The sequence below is a fragment of the Clostridium sp. AF23-6LB genome, assembly GCF_003461085.1.
Taxonomy (GTDB): Bacteria; Bacillota; Clostridia; order Lachnospirales; family Lachnospiraceae; genus Coprococcus; species Coprococcus ammoniilyticus.
This window is the reverse complement of the sequence record NZ_QTWK01000004.1, coordinates 272,244-285,938: the sequence shown is the minus strand read 5'-3', so window position 1 is coordinate 285,938 and position 13,695 is coordinate 272,244. Positions and strand designations below refer to the sequence as shown.

Genomic DNA, 13,695 nt, shown 5'->3' with positions numbered 1-13,695 from the left:
TTATACATTAGTATAAATGAATATGAATGAGTACTGGTATAGGCAGTTGTTTGAACGACTGGATAATTCCAAGTTCCGAAGCAGTTTCAATCTGAAGCAGAAAGATATTGATTACATAAATGAAAAAGGTTGCGGTCGTCCAGTGGACGACCCTGCGTAGCAGGAGCAACGACCGAGTCGGGAGACGAGACCTTGATACAATAAGACAACATGCTAAGGACTTTATTGCAAAGAGAGAAGCTCCGGCATATATAGCAAATGATGGCAAGCAGACACCAATGCGTGGTCATCCGGTATTTATTGCTCAGCACGCAACAGCTACATGCTGTAGGGAGTGCATTCGAAAGTGGCATAAAATGCAGCCCGGCAAGGAATTGAGTCAGGTGCAGCAGGATTATCTTGTAGATGTAATTATGACATGGATTCAACGAGAAATGGAGAGGCAGGTACATAAATCATGAGTTTGAAAAATGTATTGATTATTGTTGATAACATTGACGAATCAATTGATTTTTATGAAGAACTGTTTGGACTGCGTGTGATTACAAGGCTGGAAGGCAATGTGATAATGTCTGAGGGGCTTGTGTTACAAGATGTAGATGTATGGTATGATAGTACAAAAATACATACAACTCCACATAACAATATGACAGAACTTTATTTTGAAGATAATGATATAGAAGGCATTATTGAAAAACTGTAGTCTGGTAAGTATGTTGTGAGTTATGTTACGGAATTAACGGAACTTGAAGGTGGACAGAAACTTGTAAGATTCTATGATCCGTCAGGAAATCTTATAGAAGTACGCACACCAATTAACTATAATTGATATGAAATGGATTTAAGGAGAAAATGCAGATATTTGTAGATGCAGATGCGTGTCCGGTAGTGGACATTGTAGAGACAATAGCAGAGAAATACAATATTTCCACCACATTGTTGTGTGATACAAATCACATTTTGTATTCTGATTACAGCGATGTGATTGTGGTAGGTGCAGGAGCAGATGCAGTAGATTATAAACTGATCAGCATTTGTCATAAAGGGGATGTAGTAGTATCGCAGGATTATGGTGTCGCTGCTATGGCTCTTGGAAAAGGTGCATATGCTATTCACCAATCTGGCAAGTGGTACACGAATGATAACATAGATCAGATGCTTATGGAACGACATCTTAACAAGAAGGCAAGACGCAGCTCTCATAAGAATCACATGAAAGGACCGAGAAAGCGTACAGAAGTAGATGATGTACGTTTTGCACAGTCCTTTGAAAAACTTATACTGATGGCAAAGTCAAAAGAAGGTGCTCAGAGTGGGGCTATTTAAGAAAAAGATAGTTACGAAGATATATGATAAAGAAAATAAGAAACCAGTAATCAAGGCAAGCATATGTAATGGTGAGCAGGTTGCAGGCTTTAAGGACATTCATACAGGTAAGATAGAGGAGGTTATGCTGATTAAAAATCAGGCAGACCTTGATGTATTCAAGAAAATGTATGGAATATATGGAGAGATAGAGAAGGAATATTGATATGAGCATATTAGGAAATATACTTTGGTTTATATGTGGTGGATTGTTGAGTGGACTGTCGTGGGTTTTGGCAGGTTGCCTGTGGTGCATTTCTATAATAGGAATACCGATAGGCTTACAATGTTTTAAGTTTGCAGGTTTGGCATTTTTTCCGTTTGGAAAAGAAGTGGTATATGGTGGCGGTGCAGTTAGCTTAATTGCAAATATTATCTGGCTGATTGTATCAGGAATCCCTATGGCAGTTGGAAATGCTGTGGCAGGTCTGATATGTTGTATAACAATTATCGGAATTCCTTTCGGAAAGCAGTTTTTCAAAATTGCTAAATTGTCTCTGATGCCATTTGGGGCAGAGGTAATATAATAAACAGGCAGGTAAGAAAGATGTATTTGATTAAGACAATAAAAGGTGACATAACAAAAGTAACAGATGTTCAGGCTATCGTGAATGCAGCAAATAACTCTCTTCTTGGCGGAGGTGGTGTAGATGGTGCGATTCATAGAGCCGCAGGATCGGAACTTCTGGCTGAGTGTAGGACACTTCACGGATGCGTGACTGGAGAAGCAAAGATAACAAAAGCCTATAATTTACCATGCGATTATGTTATTCATACTGTAGGACCGATATGGAATGGAGGCAGAGATAGAGAAGAGGAGCTTCTTGCTAACTGCTATTTTAATTCTATGAAGCTGGCAATGGATAATGGAATAAGGTCTATTGCATTTCCTTCAATATCAACGGGAATATATAGTTTTCCTGTTGAGTTGGCAGCAAAGATTGCGGTACATACAGTAAACCGGTTCTTGCAGGATAATCCGGATTGTTTTGATCTGGTGGAATGGGTGCTATTTGATACTCATACTGAATCAGTGTATGAAGATGAGGTTGATAAGATATATTAAAAGATTAATCGGTTTAAGATTGGTTTAATAGGGTCAAATTTAACTGATTTAAAAAGCTGCAATCTATTTACGGATGAAATAGGACATTTCTTCCTAAAAATAGTATGTTTATGGTATACTAGCTAATAGTAATGCGGTTCCAACCGACATTACATATTATGATGAGAAATTAATGCAAAGGAGTTACAATCAAATGGATAATAATGAAGTAGTAGCAGAAGAAGTGGCAGCAGTTGTTGAAAATAATACAGGTATTGAGATTGAGCCATTATTTGAGGAGCAGGTTGATTTTGATACATTTTCAAAGTCAGACTTCCGTGTTGTAAAGGTAAAAAATTGTGAGGCAGTACCTAAGAGTAAGAAACTTCTTAGATTTACACTTGATGATGGTACAGAGAATGAAAGAACTATTCTTTCAGGAGTACATGCATTTTACGAGCCGGAGGAACTTGTAGGTAAAACTTTACTTGCAATCGTAAATCTTCCACCACGTTCTATGATGGGAATAGATTCATGTGGTATGCTTCTTTCTGCAATTCACAATGTAAATGGAGAAGAAAAACTGAATCTGGTAATGTTAGATGACGCAATCCCAGCAGGTGCAAAATTGTATTAAGAGTATAAATGTCACATGGTTGTTAATAACTGTGTGGCATTTTTTCGTTGTTGTTGATAAGGACATGAAAGCTGTCCAAAACAGAGGGAGAGCCGTAAAATAAATAAGTTGATTGCAAATGATTTAATGTTATAGTATGAGAATCTTTCACGTAGAGTGGAAAATCCTCTTTTTTTTGTGCGATGTTTTGCAAAACAATATAATATTTCAATAAAACACTTGACAAGTCTAAAAAAAGTAATTATACTCCTAGTTAAAGAAATGTTTTACAAAACATTATATATATTTTACAAAACAATATGGAGGTATAAAATGGGATTAACATTATTAGCTCAAGAATGCAAGATAGGGAGTACTACATATTATTTGGCAAATGTTAAAGCAAATACTCTTATACAAAATGTTGGGTATGCAAGTGAAATGGAAAATTGGTCAGATATGACAATAGATGAGAGAATGCAAAGAGAGATTAAAGGCGATAGAGTTGCTGAAGAAATTGTACCATACATTGTAAATGATTCTGACTGGTTTTTTGGAGCCTTGATTGTAGACATATATAAAGGCTGGGAAAAAGTGAAATTTCAGGGCATAAAGGATGTAGTTGAAGTAAAGTTTGATGCTTATGATAATACTCTGGATAATGCTGGTTTTCTTACTTTGCCAGATGATAAGAGTTTGATTGCATTAGATGGTCAGCATAGATTGGCAGCATTAAATATGGCAATTAGAGGTAAAAATGGTATACCGGGAAGTGTACAACTATCAGATGCAGTAAGAGAAACATTGGTTCCGCATCCTGAGATTGGAAAAGCAGATATTAGTGTTATCTTTATAAAACATACAGATGACAATGCTAAGATAAGAAAAATATTTAACAAGGTCAATCGTTATGCTAAACAGACATCAAAGAGCGACAATATTATTACCTCAGAAGATGATATGGTTGCTATTGTTGCAAGAGCGTTATTTAGTTCAGATGATGGACCATTAAAACCTGTAAATGAATTTGAAATTGTAAATTGGAAATCAAATACAATTCCTGCAAGGAGTAAGCAGCTTACAACACTTAGTGCAATTTATTCGTCGTGCGAAATGATATTGCGACATTACGGCATCACACCTAAGACCATGCGAAATGATTCTGATTTAGCAAAGGCAAATCAAGTTATGAAGGAATACTGGCGTTTATGTATAACTGAAATTGATGTATTTAAGACATATATAGAGTGTTTGGAAAAGGGAAAACCATTAGAAAAGTTAAGAAAAGAAAATCTTTTGCTAAAGCCAGTTACACATATGGCATTAGCACATGCAGCATCAATTATTCTAGATGCAGGGTATGAATTTAAAGACATGATTCCTAAAATTAATATGATTGATTGGAATATTTCAAATCCAGTATGGACAAATATTTTAGTGACCAATACAGCTAACAGAAAAATGATTGCAGGTGCACAAGCATTAAGAAATGCCGGAGGAATTATTGCCTATATGTTGATTGGCGATAAAGTACCTTTGGTTGAGAGAGAACGATTACTAAGTGTATTAAGAGAGGCAACAGACGATGAGAATGCAAAGTTACCGGATGTTATTGAGAAATAAAGGGAGTGATGATAATTGGATCGAAGGTGTGAAATAAGAAATGATCAAGACAAATTACTAGGATATGCGTTGGAAAAAGATGGAAAACGATATCTTGCTCTTTTTAAAAAGGATAAGTGCCTTGGCAAAATTGAAGCGGAGTATTTGTATTCAAAATTAACAAATGGTCCATGCTTAGTTGAATGCCAACCAATACAAGATTAATAATACTATCAGAAGTGCCGTTCATTGAGTATCAAAGCCGGATAGACTAAATATATGCATTGCATATGTGAAGTTTATTCGGCTTGTTTTTATTGGTGAATTACAGAGAGGAGGTGAACTCGGATGGCTGATGTTGATATGCAAAGGGGGGATCGAATTGCTAAGCTAAGAAAAGAACATGGCTGGAATCAGGATGAATTTGCCTCTCGTGTAGGGATTTGCAGACAGTCTATGTCTTGTATTGAAAATGGTCATGGGATTAAGCATTCAACATTAGTCCGTATGGCTTCGGTTTTGGGGGTTACTACAGATTATATTTTAAAAGGCAGCTGCAAAAATGAAAATAAGAAAAACTTAATTGAAGCCATAAATTTTGAATTAGAAAGCATGGAGGAAGTAGAATTAAAAAAATGTCTTGCAATGATTCAAGTCTCTAAAAGATTATCAGCTTAAGAGACAAAGAATGTTTGGTTATTTTTGAATATATAAATGAGTTGGATGTTATTCACCAGCTCAATCCTCTACATGGAATACATCTTCCACCAGCATATTAAAGTACTTTGATATCCGCAGCATAAATTCGGCAGATGGGGTACTGTCCCCACGTTCTATCCTGCCGACAGTTTTGGTGCTGTATCCGATAGCAGCGGCAAGGTCATCCTGGTAAATGCCTCGCTGTTCCCGGATTTCTCTGATATTATTGGTAACCGCCATAAAGATCCCTTCTTTCAATTCTATAGATATTTTCTTATTGTCATTATGCAAAATAATGTGTCCAATAAAAAGGACTTGCAATTTTATCGGCAATGTCCTGTGATAGCAGAAGCATCAGATTTTCCAAGAACTTTTCCAAATATGTCTAAGCGGTCATTTTCACTAACCTTGATAGGTGCATACTTTTCATTGAGTGAGATAAGGAAAATTCCGTCTTTATCGTTTTGTAATTTCTTAATATAGGCTTCTCCGTTAAGAGCGAATATGCCGATTTCTCCATTAGCAACAGATTCCTGTTGTAATACCCATGCAATCTGACCGTCATGGAATTCAGGTTCCATACTGTCACCACTAATACGGACACCGAAAGTAGTATCTTCCGGTAGGATAGATTCATCTATGTGTACAGTCTCTTTCGGTCCGTCTACAAGGAAGTTACCGGTTCCGGCTGATACGGCATTTTCAAAAATATCAATGCTTCGGAATGGAATTATCTTAGCGGTTTGCTTTTCATACATTCCGGATGCGTGAAGCAGATTGATATAATCCATAGCTTTTTCCCTGCCCTCATCAGTAAGTGATGAGAATGGATCAGCAGGATTTACTCCAAAATATGCTTCATACATGTTAGTAATACCAAGGATTCTACACACTTTGTAAAATATGGTAACGCTTGGTTCAGCAAGATTTCTCTCCCAGTTGGATATGGCTTTATAGGAAATAGTGATGCCTTCCTTTGCCAGTTCATCAGCGAGATCCTGCTGGAGCAAGCCTTTCTTTTTTCTATATGATGAAATGATTTCTCCGATTGAGTACATACATACGCCTCTTTTCTTTCATTTTGTTGATTTCAAATGTTTCTTTTCACTCCATAGTATATAGCAATAGTAGCAATTATTCAAGTTAAAAATCCAATATAATGAGAAAAAGGACACATGTGTCCGTTGACAGTCGATTATTCTTGGGGTTATACTATGCCCTGTAAGAAACATTACTCATATACTTGGACTAAAGGTTATGGTAGTGACAGATTAAATGCAGGAGGTGATGAAGATGGGAGACAGGGTAATACTTCATTCAGATATAAACTGTTGCTATGCCTCGATTGAGCATCTGCATCATCCGGAGCTTGCAGGAAAGCCATTGGCAGTAGGCGGTGATCCGGAGGCAAGACATGGGATTGTCTTAACAGCTGACTATATTGCCAAGAAGTACGGTGTGAAAACAGGAATGGCACTCTGGCAGGCAAAGGAGGTCTGTCCGGACATAACATTTGTATCACCAAGAATGGACTTATATCTTCGATTTTCAAGGATGGCACATGAGATATATGCAGAATATACGGACAGGCAGGAGCCATATGGGATTGATGAGTGCTGGCTTGATGTGACAGGGAGCAGCTCCCTTAAAGGAGATGGATTGCTCATTGCAAAGGAAATCAGCAGGAGAATGAAGTCAGAGCTTGGAATTACAGTGAGTGTTGGTGTTTCTTTCAATAAGATATTTGCAAAGCTTGGTTCAGACTATAAGAAGCCTGATGCAATCACAACTATGTATAAGAGTGAGTTTAAGCAGAAGGCTTGGTCACTTCCGGTGGCAGATCTTCTATACGTTGGCAAAAGTACGAACAGAAAGCTTGCATTATTTGGTATCAAAACCATAGGTGATCTTGCAAGGGCAGATGAAGAAGTGCTTAACAGTCACCTTGGAAAGATGGGCAGTATCTTATGGTCGTTTGCTAATGGCTATGATGATTCACCTGTCAAGCTGGAGAATACCCACGCTCCAATCAAATCGGTGGGAAACAGCACAACGACACCAAAGGATTTAGTATGCGATGAGGATGTAAAGATTGTTCTTTATATTCTGGCTGAGAGTGTTGCAGCAAGACTTCGTGAGAATGGATTCCGGTGCAGAGTGGTTGAGATAAGTGTCAGAGATAATGAGTTATTCTCTTTTACCCGTCAGAAAAAGATTGACCATGCAACGAATATCACCGGAGAGATAGCTGCATACGCTTATCATATATTTAAGGAAAACTATAACTGGAGCAAACCAATCCGCAGTGTTGGTGTCCGAGGTGCAGACCTAGTAACAGATAATTATTGGGAACAGATTGATTTGTTCTCAAGTGTGGAGAAGCGTGAAAAGCAGATGAAGATGGATTCAGCGGTGGATGAGATACGAAAGAGGTTTGGATTTTACAGTATCCAGAGGGGACTCATGTACCGGGACAGGATTCTATCGGCAGTCAATGCAAAAGAAGAACACACAGTACATCCACATGGGTATTTTGGATAAAGAGGGAGGCGGAACATGAGCGAAGCAGCAAGAATTGATCTGGTAGACAGAGCACCATTGACGGAGAAACAGCAGAATGTGTATGAAAGCATTATGCAATATCAGCGTGTGAATGGTTATGCTCCTACTATCAGGGAGATATGCAAGATGGTAGGGGTGGCATCGACTTCAAGTGTTTATGCACATCTGAAAATATTAGAAGAAAAAGGCTATATAGCAAGGAAGATGGATGCTTCCAGAGCAATAGCAATCTTGTAAGAGGAAGGTGATTACATTGAGCAATAAGGTATATGTTGATGTACTTGCAGAGTTCTCAAAGGACGGACTGCTCATTCCCAAAGAGATAACATGGGAAGATGGCAGAAAGTATGAGATTACACGAGTAAAAGACAAGCGCAGAGCAGCCAGTACAAGGGCTGGTGGCGTTGGAGAGCGTTATACCTGTGTGGTAGATGGAAAGGAAATATTCCTTTTCTATGAAGATAACAATATGTGGTTTATGGAAAGAGCCGGAGCCTGATGTGATTGTGTGCTGACAGCACACAACATGTCAGTTGGCTTTAGATCAGCAAAGCCGGGGAATGTGCAGACATTCATCGGAACTCCCGGCAACAGGCTTGCAAAGGTGATTTCCCTTTCCTTTACGAGTACAGAATTGTAGATTGATGATTTTGTATGAATAAGGAGCGAACTGAATTGAACAAAGGAAATGTTATAGAAATTAGATGTAAAAAATGCAATAAGTTAATGATGGAATACTTTGTATGTGGTGATGATTCTGTTGTAGCACTTCAGAATATTGGAATTAAGTGTGACAGATGCAAGCGAGTGATGATACTCAAGAAGTATTCCGAGGGAATGATGAAGGAACATTCTGAGAATGGGACTTTCAGAATATAACGATTGAAAATTAAATTACAGCCCACCTGATAAGGGCACATCGAAAGATGGAAGCACCAGAGACGCAGGGGAAACGAACAGTATTTATGATACTGGTTTCCTCGTGCGTCTTTTTTGTGCTGTAAAGGTAATCCGACTTGTTCGTTTCCAAGGGCGGCAAGGAGGATTTATGAGCAGTAAAGCACAGACAAGAGAAAAGGATTATGAGAGAGGAATACGAATTGCAGACAGGAGAAAGGCGATAAGATTATCACAGGATGAGTTAGCTCATAGAGTAGGTATAGGCAGACAGGCATTGTCAGCTATTGAAAATGGTGGAGATTTTAAGATACAGACATTAGATAATCTGGCAATCGTTCTTGGAGTGTCTGTTGATTTCATTATTTATGGAAAGAATGAGGAAAAATCAGAACTGTTATCTGAGGCAATGGATGTTCTTTCAGATATGGATGAATTGCAGATAAGACAGTGCCTTGCAATGATGAAAGCGATGAAAAGCGTGTCAGTTGAAAAGTGATTGTCGTGTTTACACGACATAATTGTCGCCTGTACACGGTCGGCAATTAAAGGCTGACAGGATACAATAATCATGTGCTAAGGAACAGCACACCACGAGAGTGGAGGCGCCAAAACTCTCCAATACGAAATCGTAAAGGAGATAACAAAATGAATAAAAGAGATTTTAACGTAGTAGGAAACGAAGGTACAGATAATCAGGAGCTTGCAAAGGGAATTGCATTTATAAAGTCCCGCAGAGCAGAACTTAATGTAGTCCAAATGGTTGAGAATATGCGTGATCAGGCAATGCCTAACGGAGTAATAATTAACGATGTATATTGTGACCGTTCAATGACAAGAGACTATGACAGAGAAGCACTGAATGCTTTCTTTGCAACACTTAAAGAGGAAGATTTTGAGGTTGTAGTAGTCAGAAGCATGAATGAGATCACCGATGACATTTATGATTTGGAGGAATTTGTAAAGACCATCACAGATATGGGCATATGGCTCTATTCTCTTGAAGTCGGTCCGGTGCCAATTACTGCATCTCATGCAGAGGACTTTGGATGCTAACGGAGTCCTTTGGTAGAGCGACAACAGAAAATCATTCCGGTCGGGACAAACAAGTCCCGGCTGTGAAGGATTGCAGATTTACACAGACTGCATTCGGAACAGTGGTACATGATTCAAGTGGGAAGTGGCTTGGTCAGTATGAGACAGAAGGTGAAGCTGTAGAGATGTTAAGAGAAATGGCAAATGACAATGGAGGATATAGCGATGAAATATGATGGTTATCAAGTTGGAATCGTGATTAAGTCGTTACGAATCCAAAGAAATCTTACAAAAGAAGCTCTTGCAGCTGAGCTTGGCATTAGTGAGTCAACTATCAAAAAGTATGAGAATGGAGAACGTGCATTAAGTATCACAAATCTATTTAAGATAATTGATTATTTCAAGGTAGATGCCAATACAATCCTAAATGTGGCAGAGAGTAAGAAAGAAACTTCAATTGATTCTAGGTTGGAATTAATGGATTGCAGCAGGAAGGCATATTTTCAAAAGATATTTAACGAGATGCTTGATAATGCAGAGATGCTTGTTTCATAGGAGGTTTGGCTATGAGAAGAAAGAAAAAGACGATTGAATGTATAGAGTATTTGTCAGTAAGTGCACCATTGGATAAAGTGGATCGCTTAGAGGACAAGCAGAGTAAATATATCCATGAGTATGTAAAAAATAAAGAATACATGATTGTTGGCACTGAACGCCGACATGGATTTTCACAGAATGATGTGGACAGACAGTGGCATCAGATTGTGGATAAGATTAGAAAAAAGCAGGTAGATGGTGTAATAGTTGCAAACATGAGTGTTATTACAGACAATCTTATTGACGCATTTATAAAAATAGCACAGGTTCAGGCTGCCGGAGGAGTTATTGTTACAGTAGACGATGGAAGACTGGCTATGCAGTTAAGGGGGTTTTAGATTATGAAAAAGAATAAGAGACATTATGACAAATATAAGAAGTTTGATGTTGTATATGCTGACTTTGGTCGTAACCCGCATGGAGTACAGGGCGGAATCAGACCTGGAATCGTGGTGTCGTGTGATGCAAGTAATCATGGCGGTGCACCTCAGATTTCAGTTGTTCCATTATCATCAAAATTGAAAGATAATCCTGTGCATGTGATAGTTGAGCCTTCAGAAATAAGAGGGTATGCATTAAGCAACAGATCTGATTTTATGCCGGAGGATATTCAGACCTTGAATAAAGGCTGTGTTCGCTTTAAGTCGGGATATATTCCGGGAGAATCAGAGATTAGGGAAGCAATGGATAGAGCAATGATTATGCAGCTTAATCTGTTACCGGTAGCACGCAAGATGGTATTAGAGGAATTGGAGGTGAAACAAAATGGATAGCAGAACAAAGAAAACAAATAATAAGAGATTTGTCAGATATCCAGAAGGTGCAGAGATGTACTCAATGAGTTTATCAAAGTTCCAGCAGTTGGCTAAGGATGCGAAAGCATGTTATAAGATGAATAGACTGGTGCTTGTGAACCTTGATATTCTTGATGAATATCTGGAGACATTTCATATAGAAGACGAGGAATTCTACAAATAAATTAAAAAGAATATGAAAGAGTTTGCATTAATATACTTGACTTTATGTCTGACATAAAGTATACTATGTTCAGATGGAGGTGATATATTGGCAAAGATGGGACGACCAAAGGTTGAAAATCCTGCTGATAAGAGGATTACAATCAGACTGAATGGTGAAGAACATGAATTGCTGCTTGAATACACCAAAAATCATAACATGACTATGACGCAAGTAGTTAAAATGGCGGTCTTAGAGAAACTAATGGCTGACCAGAAGTAATGCAGGCTCTTTTCTTTTTGAGAAAGGAGAAAAGATGGCTTGTAGAAAAGATGGTAAAGGAAGAGTATTACGAAAAGGAGAGCATTATCGTAAATCTGATGGCAGGTATTCATATATTTATACTGATCCATTAGGGAAGAAAAGGACGATATATGCGAAATCTCTTGTAACACTTAGGCAGAGAGAAGATGAACTTGTCCGTGATCAGATGGACGGATTGAATGTATATGTTGCCGGAAGTGCAGATGTGAATTTCCTATTTGATAGATATATTTCTACAAAGACGGAGTTGCGAAGCACTACAAAGGCAAATTACTTATATACATGGGATCATTTTATCAGGGATACGTTTGGAAAGAAAAAGATTAAGGATGTGAAGTATTCTGATGTCTTATTTTTCTATACGGATTTGATTACGAACAAGGGATTGCAGGTAAATACTTTGGAAAGTATCAATACTGTATTGCGACCTACATTTGAGCTGGCAGTACGAGATGATATAATAAGAAGAAATCCTGTAGATGGAGCTTATGCTGAGGTGAAAAAAAGAAATGGTGGTGCTAGAAAGAGCCGAAGAGCACTGACAGTAGAGCAGCAGAGAGAATTTATTGACTATGTTGCGAAGAATCCGTTTTTCTTCCATTGGTATCCGTTTTTTGTATTTCTGCTTGGAACAGGATGTAGAATCGGTGAGGCAATAGGCATCAGATGGGACGATGTTGATATGAAGAAACGAACAATCAATATTAACCATAGTCTTACCTATTACACAAGATCTGATAATTCATTCAAGTGTGAGTTCCGGGTTTCAGAACCTAAAACAGAAGCAGGAATAAGGACAATTCCAATGATGGGACCGGTGTATGAAGTGCTCAAGTCTGAATATCAGCGCCAGCAGGAAGAAGGTTTTTGTGTTGCAGAGGTTGATGGAATGACAAACTTTATATTTACTAATCGGTTTGGAAATCCACATAATCCGCAGGCAGTAAATCGTGCAATCAAGAGAATCGTTGATACTCACAATGCCGAAGAAGAGGTAGAGGCAAAGAAAAAGAAGAGAGAACCTATAATGTTGCCCAGGTTTTCATGTCACATTTTTAGACACACATTTGCTTCAAGGTTTTGTGAGAACGAAACCAATGTAAAAGTTATTCAAGAAGTAATGGGACATGCTGATGTCAGCACAACCATGAACATTTATGCGGAGGCAAATCCAGAGGTTACTAGAGAGGCTTTGGAGAAACTTGCCAAGAACATGGATGTATTTTAGAAACAACGATATAATATAGAAAAGAGTCCTCTGATTTGAGGGCTAGACAATTGACCAAAAAAATTTAATCTGACTAATATTTGACCAAAAAAGGCTGTAAATTTGGTTGTTTTAGTACAGCTTGCTAAAGAGATTATTGTAATGATTTAAAGAAATACAAATCATCTTACAGACCTTTATAGCAAGAGCGAAAAGGCTCCCGACAATGAAGTCCTTAGATGGTGTAAATAAGAAAAATGATGTAAATAATACAGCTTCTGAAGCACCTGAAAAAAATGTAAAAACTGAGTCTGAAAAGATTGATTTTTCTAAGGTAAAGGTAGAGCCTTTATTTGAGGAATTTGTTGATTTTGATACATTCAGCAAGTCAGATTTCCGTGCAGTAAAGGTTAAAGAGTGTGTTGCAGTACCGAAGTCAAAGAAACTGTTACAGTTTACTCTTGATGACGGAACAGGCACAGACAGAACCATTTTAAGCGGTATTCATAGCTTTTATGAGCCGGAAGAACTGGTTGGAAAGACTCTTATTGCTATCACAAATCTTCCACCGAGAGCTATGATGGGCATTGACTCTTGCGGTATGCTCCTCAGTGCTATTCATGAAGAAGAAGGCGAAGAAAAGCTTCATCTTCTGATGGTTGATGACCACATTCCGGCAGGTGCAAAGCTCTATTAAGATGATGTAAAGATGTACCGTTTTACCAAATAGACGGGACGTACTTCATTTGATAAAAAACTGAAAAAACAGCGATTTACATCAAACTTACA

23 protein-coding genes and 2 pseudogenes are annotated in these 13,695 nt (G+C 38.1%); 23 read left to right on the top strand and 2 right to left on the bottom strand.

Annotated features, from left to right (window positions below; all coding sequences use genetic code 11):
* Positions 1-26: 26 nt before the first annotated feature.
* From DWY07_RS13605 to DWY07_RS10885, 9 genes and pseudogenes are all read left to right on the top strand, one after another.
* Positions 27-461: pseudogene (locus tag DWY07_RS13605) on the top strand (DUF4186 domain-containing protein); the annotation flags it as partial.
* Positions 458-703: a VOC family protein gene (locus DWY07_RS10925; protein ID WP_347465496.1), complete on the top strand. Its 246-nt coding sequence runs from the start codon at positions 458-460 to the stop codon at positions 701-703. The pseudogene DWY07_RS13605 and the gene DWY07_RS10925, both read left to right, overlap by 4 nt.
* A 149-nt stretch (positions 704-852) precedes the next feature.
* The gene (locus DWY07_RS10920) at positions 853-1,326 is read left to right on the top strand and encodes a YaiI/YqxD family protein (protein WP_117823100.1); all 474 of its coding nucleotides are present in this window, start codon (positions 853-855) and stop codon (positions 1,324-1,326) included.
* Positions 1,313-1,531: an aspartate dehydrogenase gene (locus DWY07_RS10915; protein ID WP_117823098.1), complete on the top strand. Its 219-nt coding sequence runs from the start codon at positions 1,313-1,315 to the stop codon at positions 1,529-1,531. Before DWY07_RS10920 ends, DWY07_RS10915 begins: the two co-directional genes overlap by 14 nt.
* Position 1,532: 1 nt before the next feature.
* On the top strand, positions 1,533-1,892 hold the full coding sequence (locus tag DWY07_RS10910) for a YccF domain-containing protein (RefSeq protein ID WP_117823096.1): 360 nt from the start codon (positions 1,533-1,535) through the stop codon (positions 1,890-1,892).
* A 20-nt stretch (positions 1,893-1,912) separates the two neighbouring features.
* Positions 1,913-2,431 carry an O-acetyl-ADP-ribose deacetylase gene (locus tag DWY07_RS10905; RefSeq protein ID WP_117823094.1) on the top strand — a complete coding sequence of 173 codons (519 nt, stop codon included), beginning with the start codon at positions 1,913-1,915 and terminating at the stop codon, positions 2,429-2,431.
* 247 nt (positions 2,432-2,678) lie between these two features.
* Positions 2,679-3,047: pseudogene (locus tag DWY07_RS10900) on the top strand (hypothetical protein); the annotation flags it as partial.
* 312 nt (positions 3,048-3,359) lie between these two features.
* Positions 3,360-4,649, top strand: a complete 1,290-nt coding sequence (locus DWY07_RS10895; protein WP_181983916.1) for a DNA sulfur modification protein DndB — start codon at positions 3,360-3,362, stop codon at positions 4,647-4,649.
* A gap of 327 nt (positions 4,650-4,976) precedes the next feature.
* A complete protein-coding gene (locus tag DWY07_RS10885; protein ID WP_117823086.1) occupies positions 4,977-5,306 on the top strand; it encodes a helix-turn-helix transcriptional regulator in 330 nt (109 codons plus the stop codon).
* Between the two features lie 60 nt (positions 5,307-5,366).
* On the opposite strand, the gene DWY07_RS10880 is transcribed toward DWY07_RS10885, so the two are convergent.
* Both DWY07_RS10880 and DWY07_RS10875 read right to left on the bottom strand, forming a co-directional pair.
* Positions 5,367-5,567 (bottom strand): helix-turn-helix transcriptional regulator, encoded by a 201-nt coding sequence (locus tag DWY07_RS10880; RefSeq protein ID WP_004611564.1) that lies wholly within the window; start codon positions 5,565-5,567, stop codon positions 5,367-5,369.
* Between the two features lie 83 nt (positions 5,568-5,650).
* A complete protein-coding gene (locus DWY07_RS10875) occupies positions 5,651-6,385 on the bottom strand; it encodes an XRE family transcriptional regulator (RefSeq protein ID WP_117823084.1) in 735 nt (244 codons plus the stop codon).
* A 235-nt stretch (positions 6,386-6,620) separates the two neighbouring features.
* Here DWY07_RS10875 and dinB point away from each other — a divergent pair, with 235 nt between their 5' ends.
* The 14 genes from dinB to DWY07_RS10805 all read left to right on the top strand — a co-directional run bounded on the left by dinB (position 6,621) and on the right by DWY07_RS10805 (position 13,603).
* The gene (dinB, locus tag DWY07_RS10870) at positions 6,621-7,868 is read left to right on the top strand and encodes a DNA polymerase IV (protein WP_117823081.1); all 1,248 of its coding nucleotides are present in this window, start codon (positions 6,621-6,623) and stop codon (positions 7,866-7,868) included.
* A 15-nt stretch (positions 7,869-7,883) separates the two neighbouring features.
* Positions 7,884-8,126, top strand: coding sequence for a DNA-binding protein (locus DWY07_RS10865; protein WP_004611567.1), 243 nt, complete (start codon positions 7,884-7,886; stop codon positions 8,124-8,126).
* A gap of 7 nt (positions 8,127-8,133) precedes the next feature.
* A complete protein-coding gene (locus tag DWY07_RS10860) occupies positions 8,134-8,388 on the top strand; it encodes a hypothetical protein (RefSeq protein WP_004611568.1) in 255 nt (84 codons plus the stop codon).
* 176 nt (positions 8,389-8,564) lie between these two features.
* Entirely contained in the window at positions 8,565-8,768 is a 204-nt protein-coding gene (locus DWY07_RS10855) for a hypothetical protein (protein WP_242997344.1), read from the top strand.
* 169 nt (positions 8,769-8,937) lie between these two features.
* On the top strand, positions 8,938-9,285 hold the full coding sequence (locus DWY07_RS10850; RefSeq protein WP_117823077.1) for a helix-turn-helix transcriptional regulator: 348 nt from the start codon (positions 8,938-8,940) through the stop codon (positions 9,283-9,285).
* A gap of 149 nt (positions 9,286-9,434) precedes the next feature.
* A complete protein-coding gene (locus DWY07_RS10845; protein ID WP_117823075.1) occupies positions 9,435-9,842 on the top strand; it encodes a recombinase family protein in 408 nt (135 codons plus the stop codon).
* Positions 9,836-10,057 carry a terpene synthase gene (locus tag DWY07_RS10840; RefSeq protein WP_117823073.1) on the top strand — a complete coding sequence of 74 codons (222 nt, stop codon included), beginning with the start codon at positions 9,836-9,838 and terminating at the stop codon, positions 10,055-10,057. Before DWY07_RS10845 ends, DWY07_RS10840 begins: the two co-directional genes overlap by 7 nt.
* Complete coding sequence (locus DWY07_RS10835) at positions 10,047-10,376, top strand: helix-turn-helix transcriptional regulator (RefSeq protein ID WP_055062802.1); 330 nt, start codon at positions 10,047-10,049, stop codon at positions 10,374-10,376. The genes DWY07_RS10840 and DWY07_RS10835 overlap by 11 nt, the downstream gene beginning before the upstream one ends.
* Before the next feature lie 11 nt (positions 10,377-10,387).
* Positions 10,388-10,756, top strand: a complete 369-nt coding sequence (locus DWY07_RS10830) for a recombinase family protein (protein WP_022204741.1) — start codon at positions 10,388-10,390, stop codon at positions 10,754-10,756.
* A 3-nt stretch (positions 10,757-10,759) separates the two neighbouring features.
* A complete protein-coding gene (locus DWY07_RS10825) occupies positions 10,760-11,191 on the top strand; it encodes a type II toxin-antitoxin system PemK/MazF family toxin (RefSeq protein ID WP_117823071.1) in 432 nt (143 codons plus the stop codon).
* Entirely contained in the window at positions 11,184-11,396 is a 213-nt protein-coding gene (locus tag DWY07_RS10820) for a DUF6462 family protein (RefSeq protein ID WP_117823069.1), read from the top strand. Before DWY07_RS10825 ends, DWY07_RS10820 begins: the two co-directional genes overlap by 8 nt.
* A gap of 96 nt (positions 11,397-11,492) precedes the next feature.
* A complete protein-coding gene (locus DWY07_RS10815) occupies positions 11,493-11,657 on the top strand; it encodes a DUF6290 family protein (protein WP_242997351.1) in 165 nt (54 codons plus the stop codon).
* 34 nt (positions 11,658-11,691) lie between these two features.
* Entirely contained in the window at positions 11,692-12,927 is a 1,236-nt protein-coding gene (locus DWY07_RS10810; protein ID WP_117823067.1) for a site-specific integrase, read from the top strand.
* 205 nt (positions 12,928-13,132) lie between these two features.
* Positions 13,133-13,603 (top strand): hypothetical protein, encoded by a 471-nt coding sequence (locus tag DWY07_RS10805; protein WP_015567916.1) that lies wholly within the window; start codon positions 13,133-13,135, stop codon positions 13,601-13,603.
* Positions 13,604-13,695: the final 92 nt, after the last annotated feature.

Excerpts from the sequence above, each read along its gene's own strand:
- DWY07_RS10925 (WP_347465496.1), top strand. The coding sequence starts at position 458 with ATGAGTTTGAAAAATGTATTGATTATTGTTGATAACATTGACGAATCA.
- DWY07_RS10920 (WP_117823100.1), top strand. The coding sequence starts at position 853 with ATGCAGATATTTGTAGATGCAGATGCGTGTCCGGTAGTGGACATTGTA.
- DWY07_RS10910 (WP_117823096.1), top strand. The coding sequence starts at position 1,533 with ATGAGCATATTAGGAAATATACTTTGGTTTATATGTGGTGGATTGTTG.
- DWY07_RS10905 (WP_117823094.1), top strand. The coding sequence starts at position 1,913 with ATGTATTTGATTAAGACAATAAAAGGTGACATAACAAAAGTAACAGAT.
- DWY07_RS10895 (WP_181983916.1), top strand. The coding sequence starts at position 3,360 with ATGGGATTAACATTATTAGCTCAAGAATGCAAGATAGGGAGTACTACA.
- DWY07_RS10885 (WP_117823086.1), top strand. The coding sequence starts at position 4,977 with ATGGCTGATGTTGATATGCAAAGGGGGGATCGAATTGCTAAGCTAAGA.
- DWY07_RS10880 (WP_004611564.1), bottom strand. The coding sequence starts at position 5,567 with ATGGCGGTTACCAATAATATCAGAGAAATCCGGGAACAGCGAGGCATT.
- DWY07_RS10875 (WP_117823084.1), bottom strand. The coding sequence starts at position 6,385 with ATGTACTCAATCGGAGAAATCATTTCATCATATAGAAAAAAGAAAGGC.
- dinB (WP_117823081.1), top strand. The coding sequence starts at position 6,621 with ATGGGAGACAGGGTAATACTTCATTCAGATATAAACTGTTGCTATGCC.
- DWY07_RS10865 (WP_004611567.1), top strand. The coding sequence starts at position 7,884 with ATGAGCGAAGCAGCAAGAATTGATCTGGTAGACAGAGCACCATTGACG.
- DWY07_RS10850 (WP_117823077.1), top strand. The coding sequence starts at position 8,938 with ATGAGCAGTAAAGCACAGACAAGAGAAAAGGATTATGAGAGAGGAATA.
- DWY07_RS10845 (WP_117823075.1), top strand. The coding sequence starts at position 9,435 with ATGAATAAAAGAGATTTTAACGTAGTAGGAAACGAAGGTACAGATAAT.
- DWY07_RS10840 (WP_117823073.1), top strand. The coding sequence starts at position 9,836 with ATGCTAACGGAGTCCTTTGGTAGAGCGACAACAGAAAATCATTCCGGT.
- DWY07_RS10835 (WP_055062802.1), top strand. The coding sequence starts at position 10,047 with ATGAAATATGATGGTTATCAAGTTGGAATCGTGATTAAGTCGTTACGA.
- DWY07_RS10830 (WP_022204741.1), top strand. The coding sequence starts at position 10,388 with ATGAGAAGAAAGAAAAAGACGATTGAATGTATAGAGTATTTGTCAGTA.
- DWY07_RS10825 (WP_117823071.1), top strand. The coding sequence starts at position 10,760 with ATGAAAAAGAATAAGAGACATTATGACAAATATAAGAAGTTTGATGTT.
- DWY07_RS10820 (WP_117823069.1), top strand. The coding sequence starts at position 11,184 with ATGGATAGCAGAACAAAGAAAACAAATAATAAGAGATTTGTCAGATAT.
- DWY07_RS10815 (WP_242997351.1), top strand. The coding sequence starts at position 11,493 with ATGGGACGACCAAAGGTTGAAAATCCTGCTGATAAGAGGATTACAATC.
- DWY07_RS10810 (WP_117823067.1), top strand. The coding sequence starts at position 11,692 with ATGGCTTGTAGAAAAGATGGTAAAGGAAGAGTATTACGAAAAGGAGAG.
- DWY07_RS10805 (WP_015567916.1), top strand. The coding sequence starts at position 13,133 with ATGAAGTCCTTAGATGGTGTAAATAAGAAAAATGATGTAAATAATACA.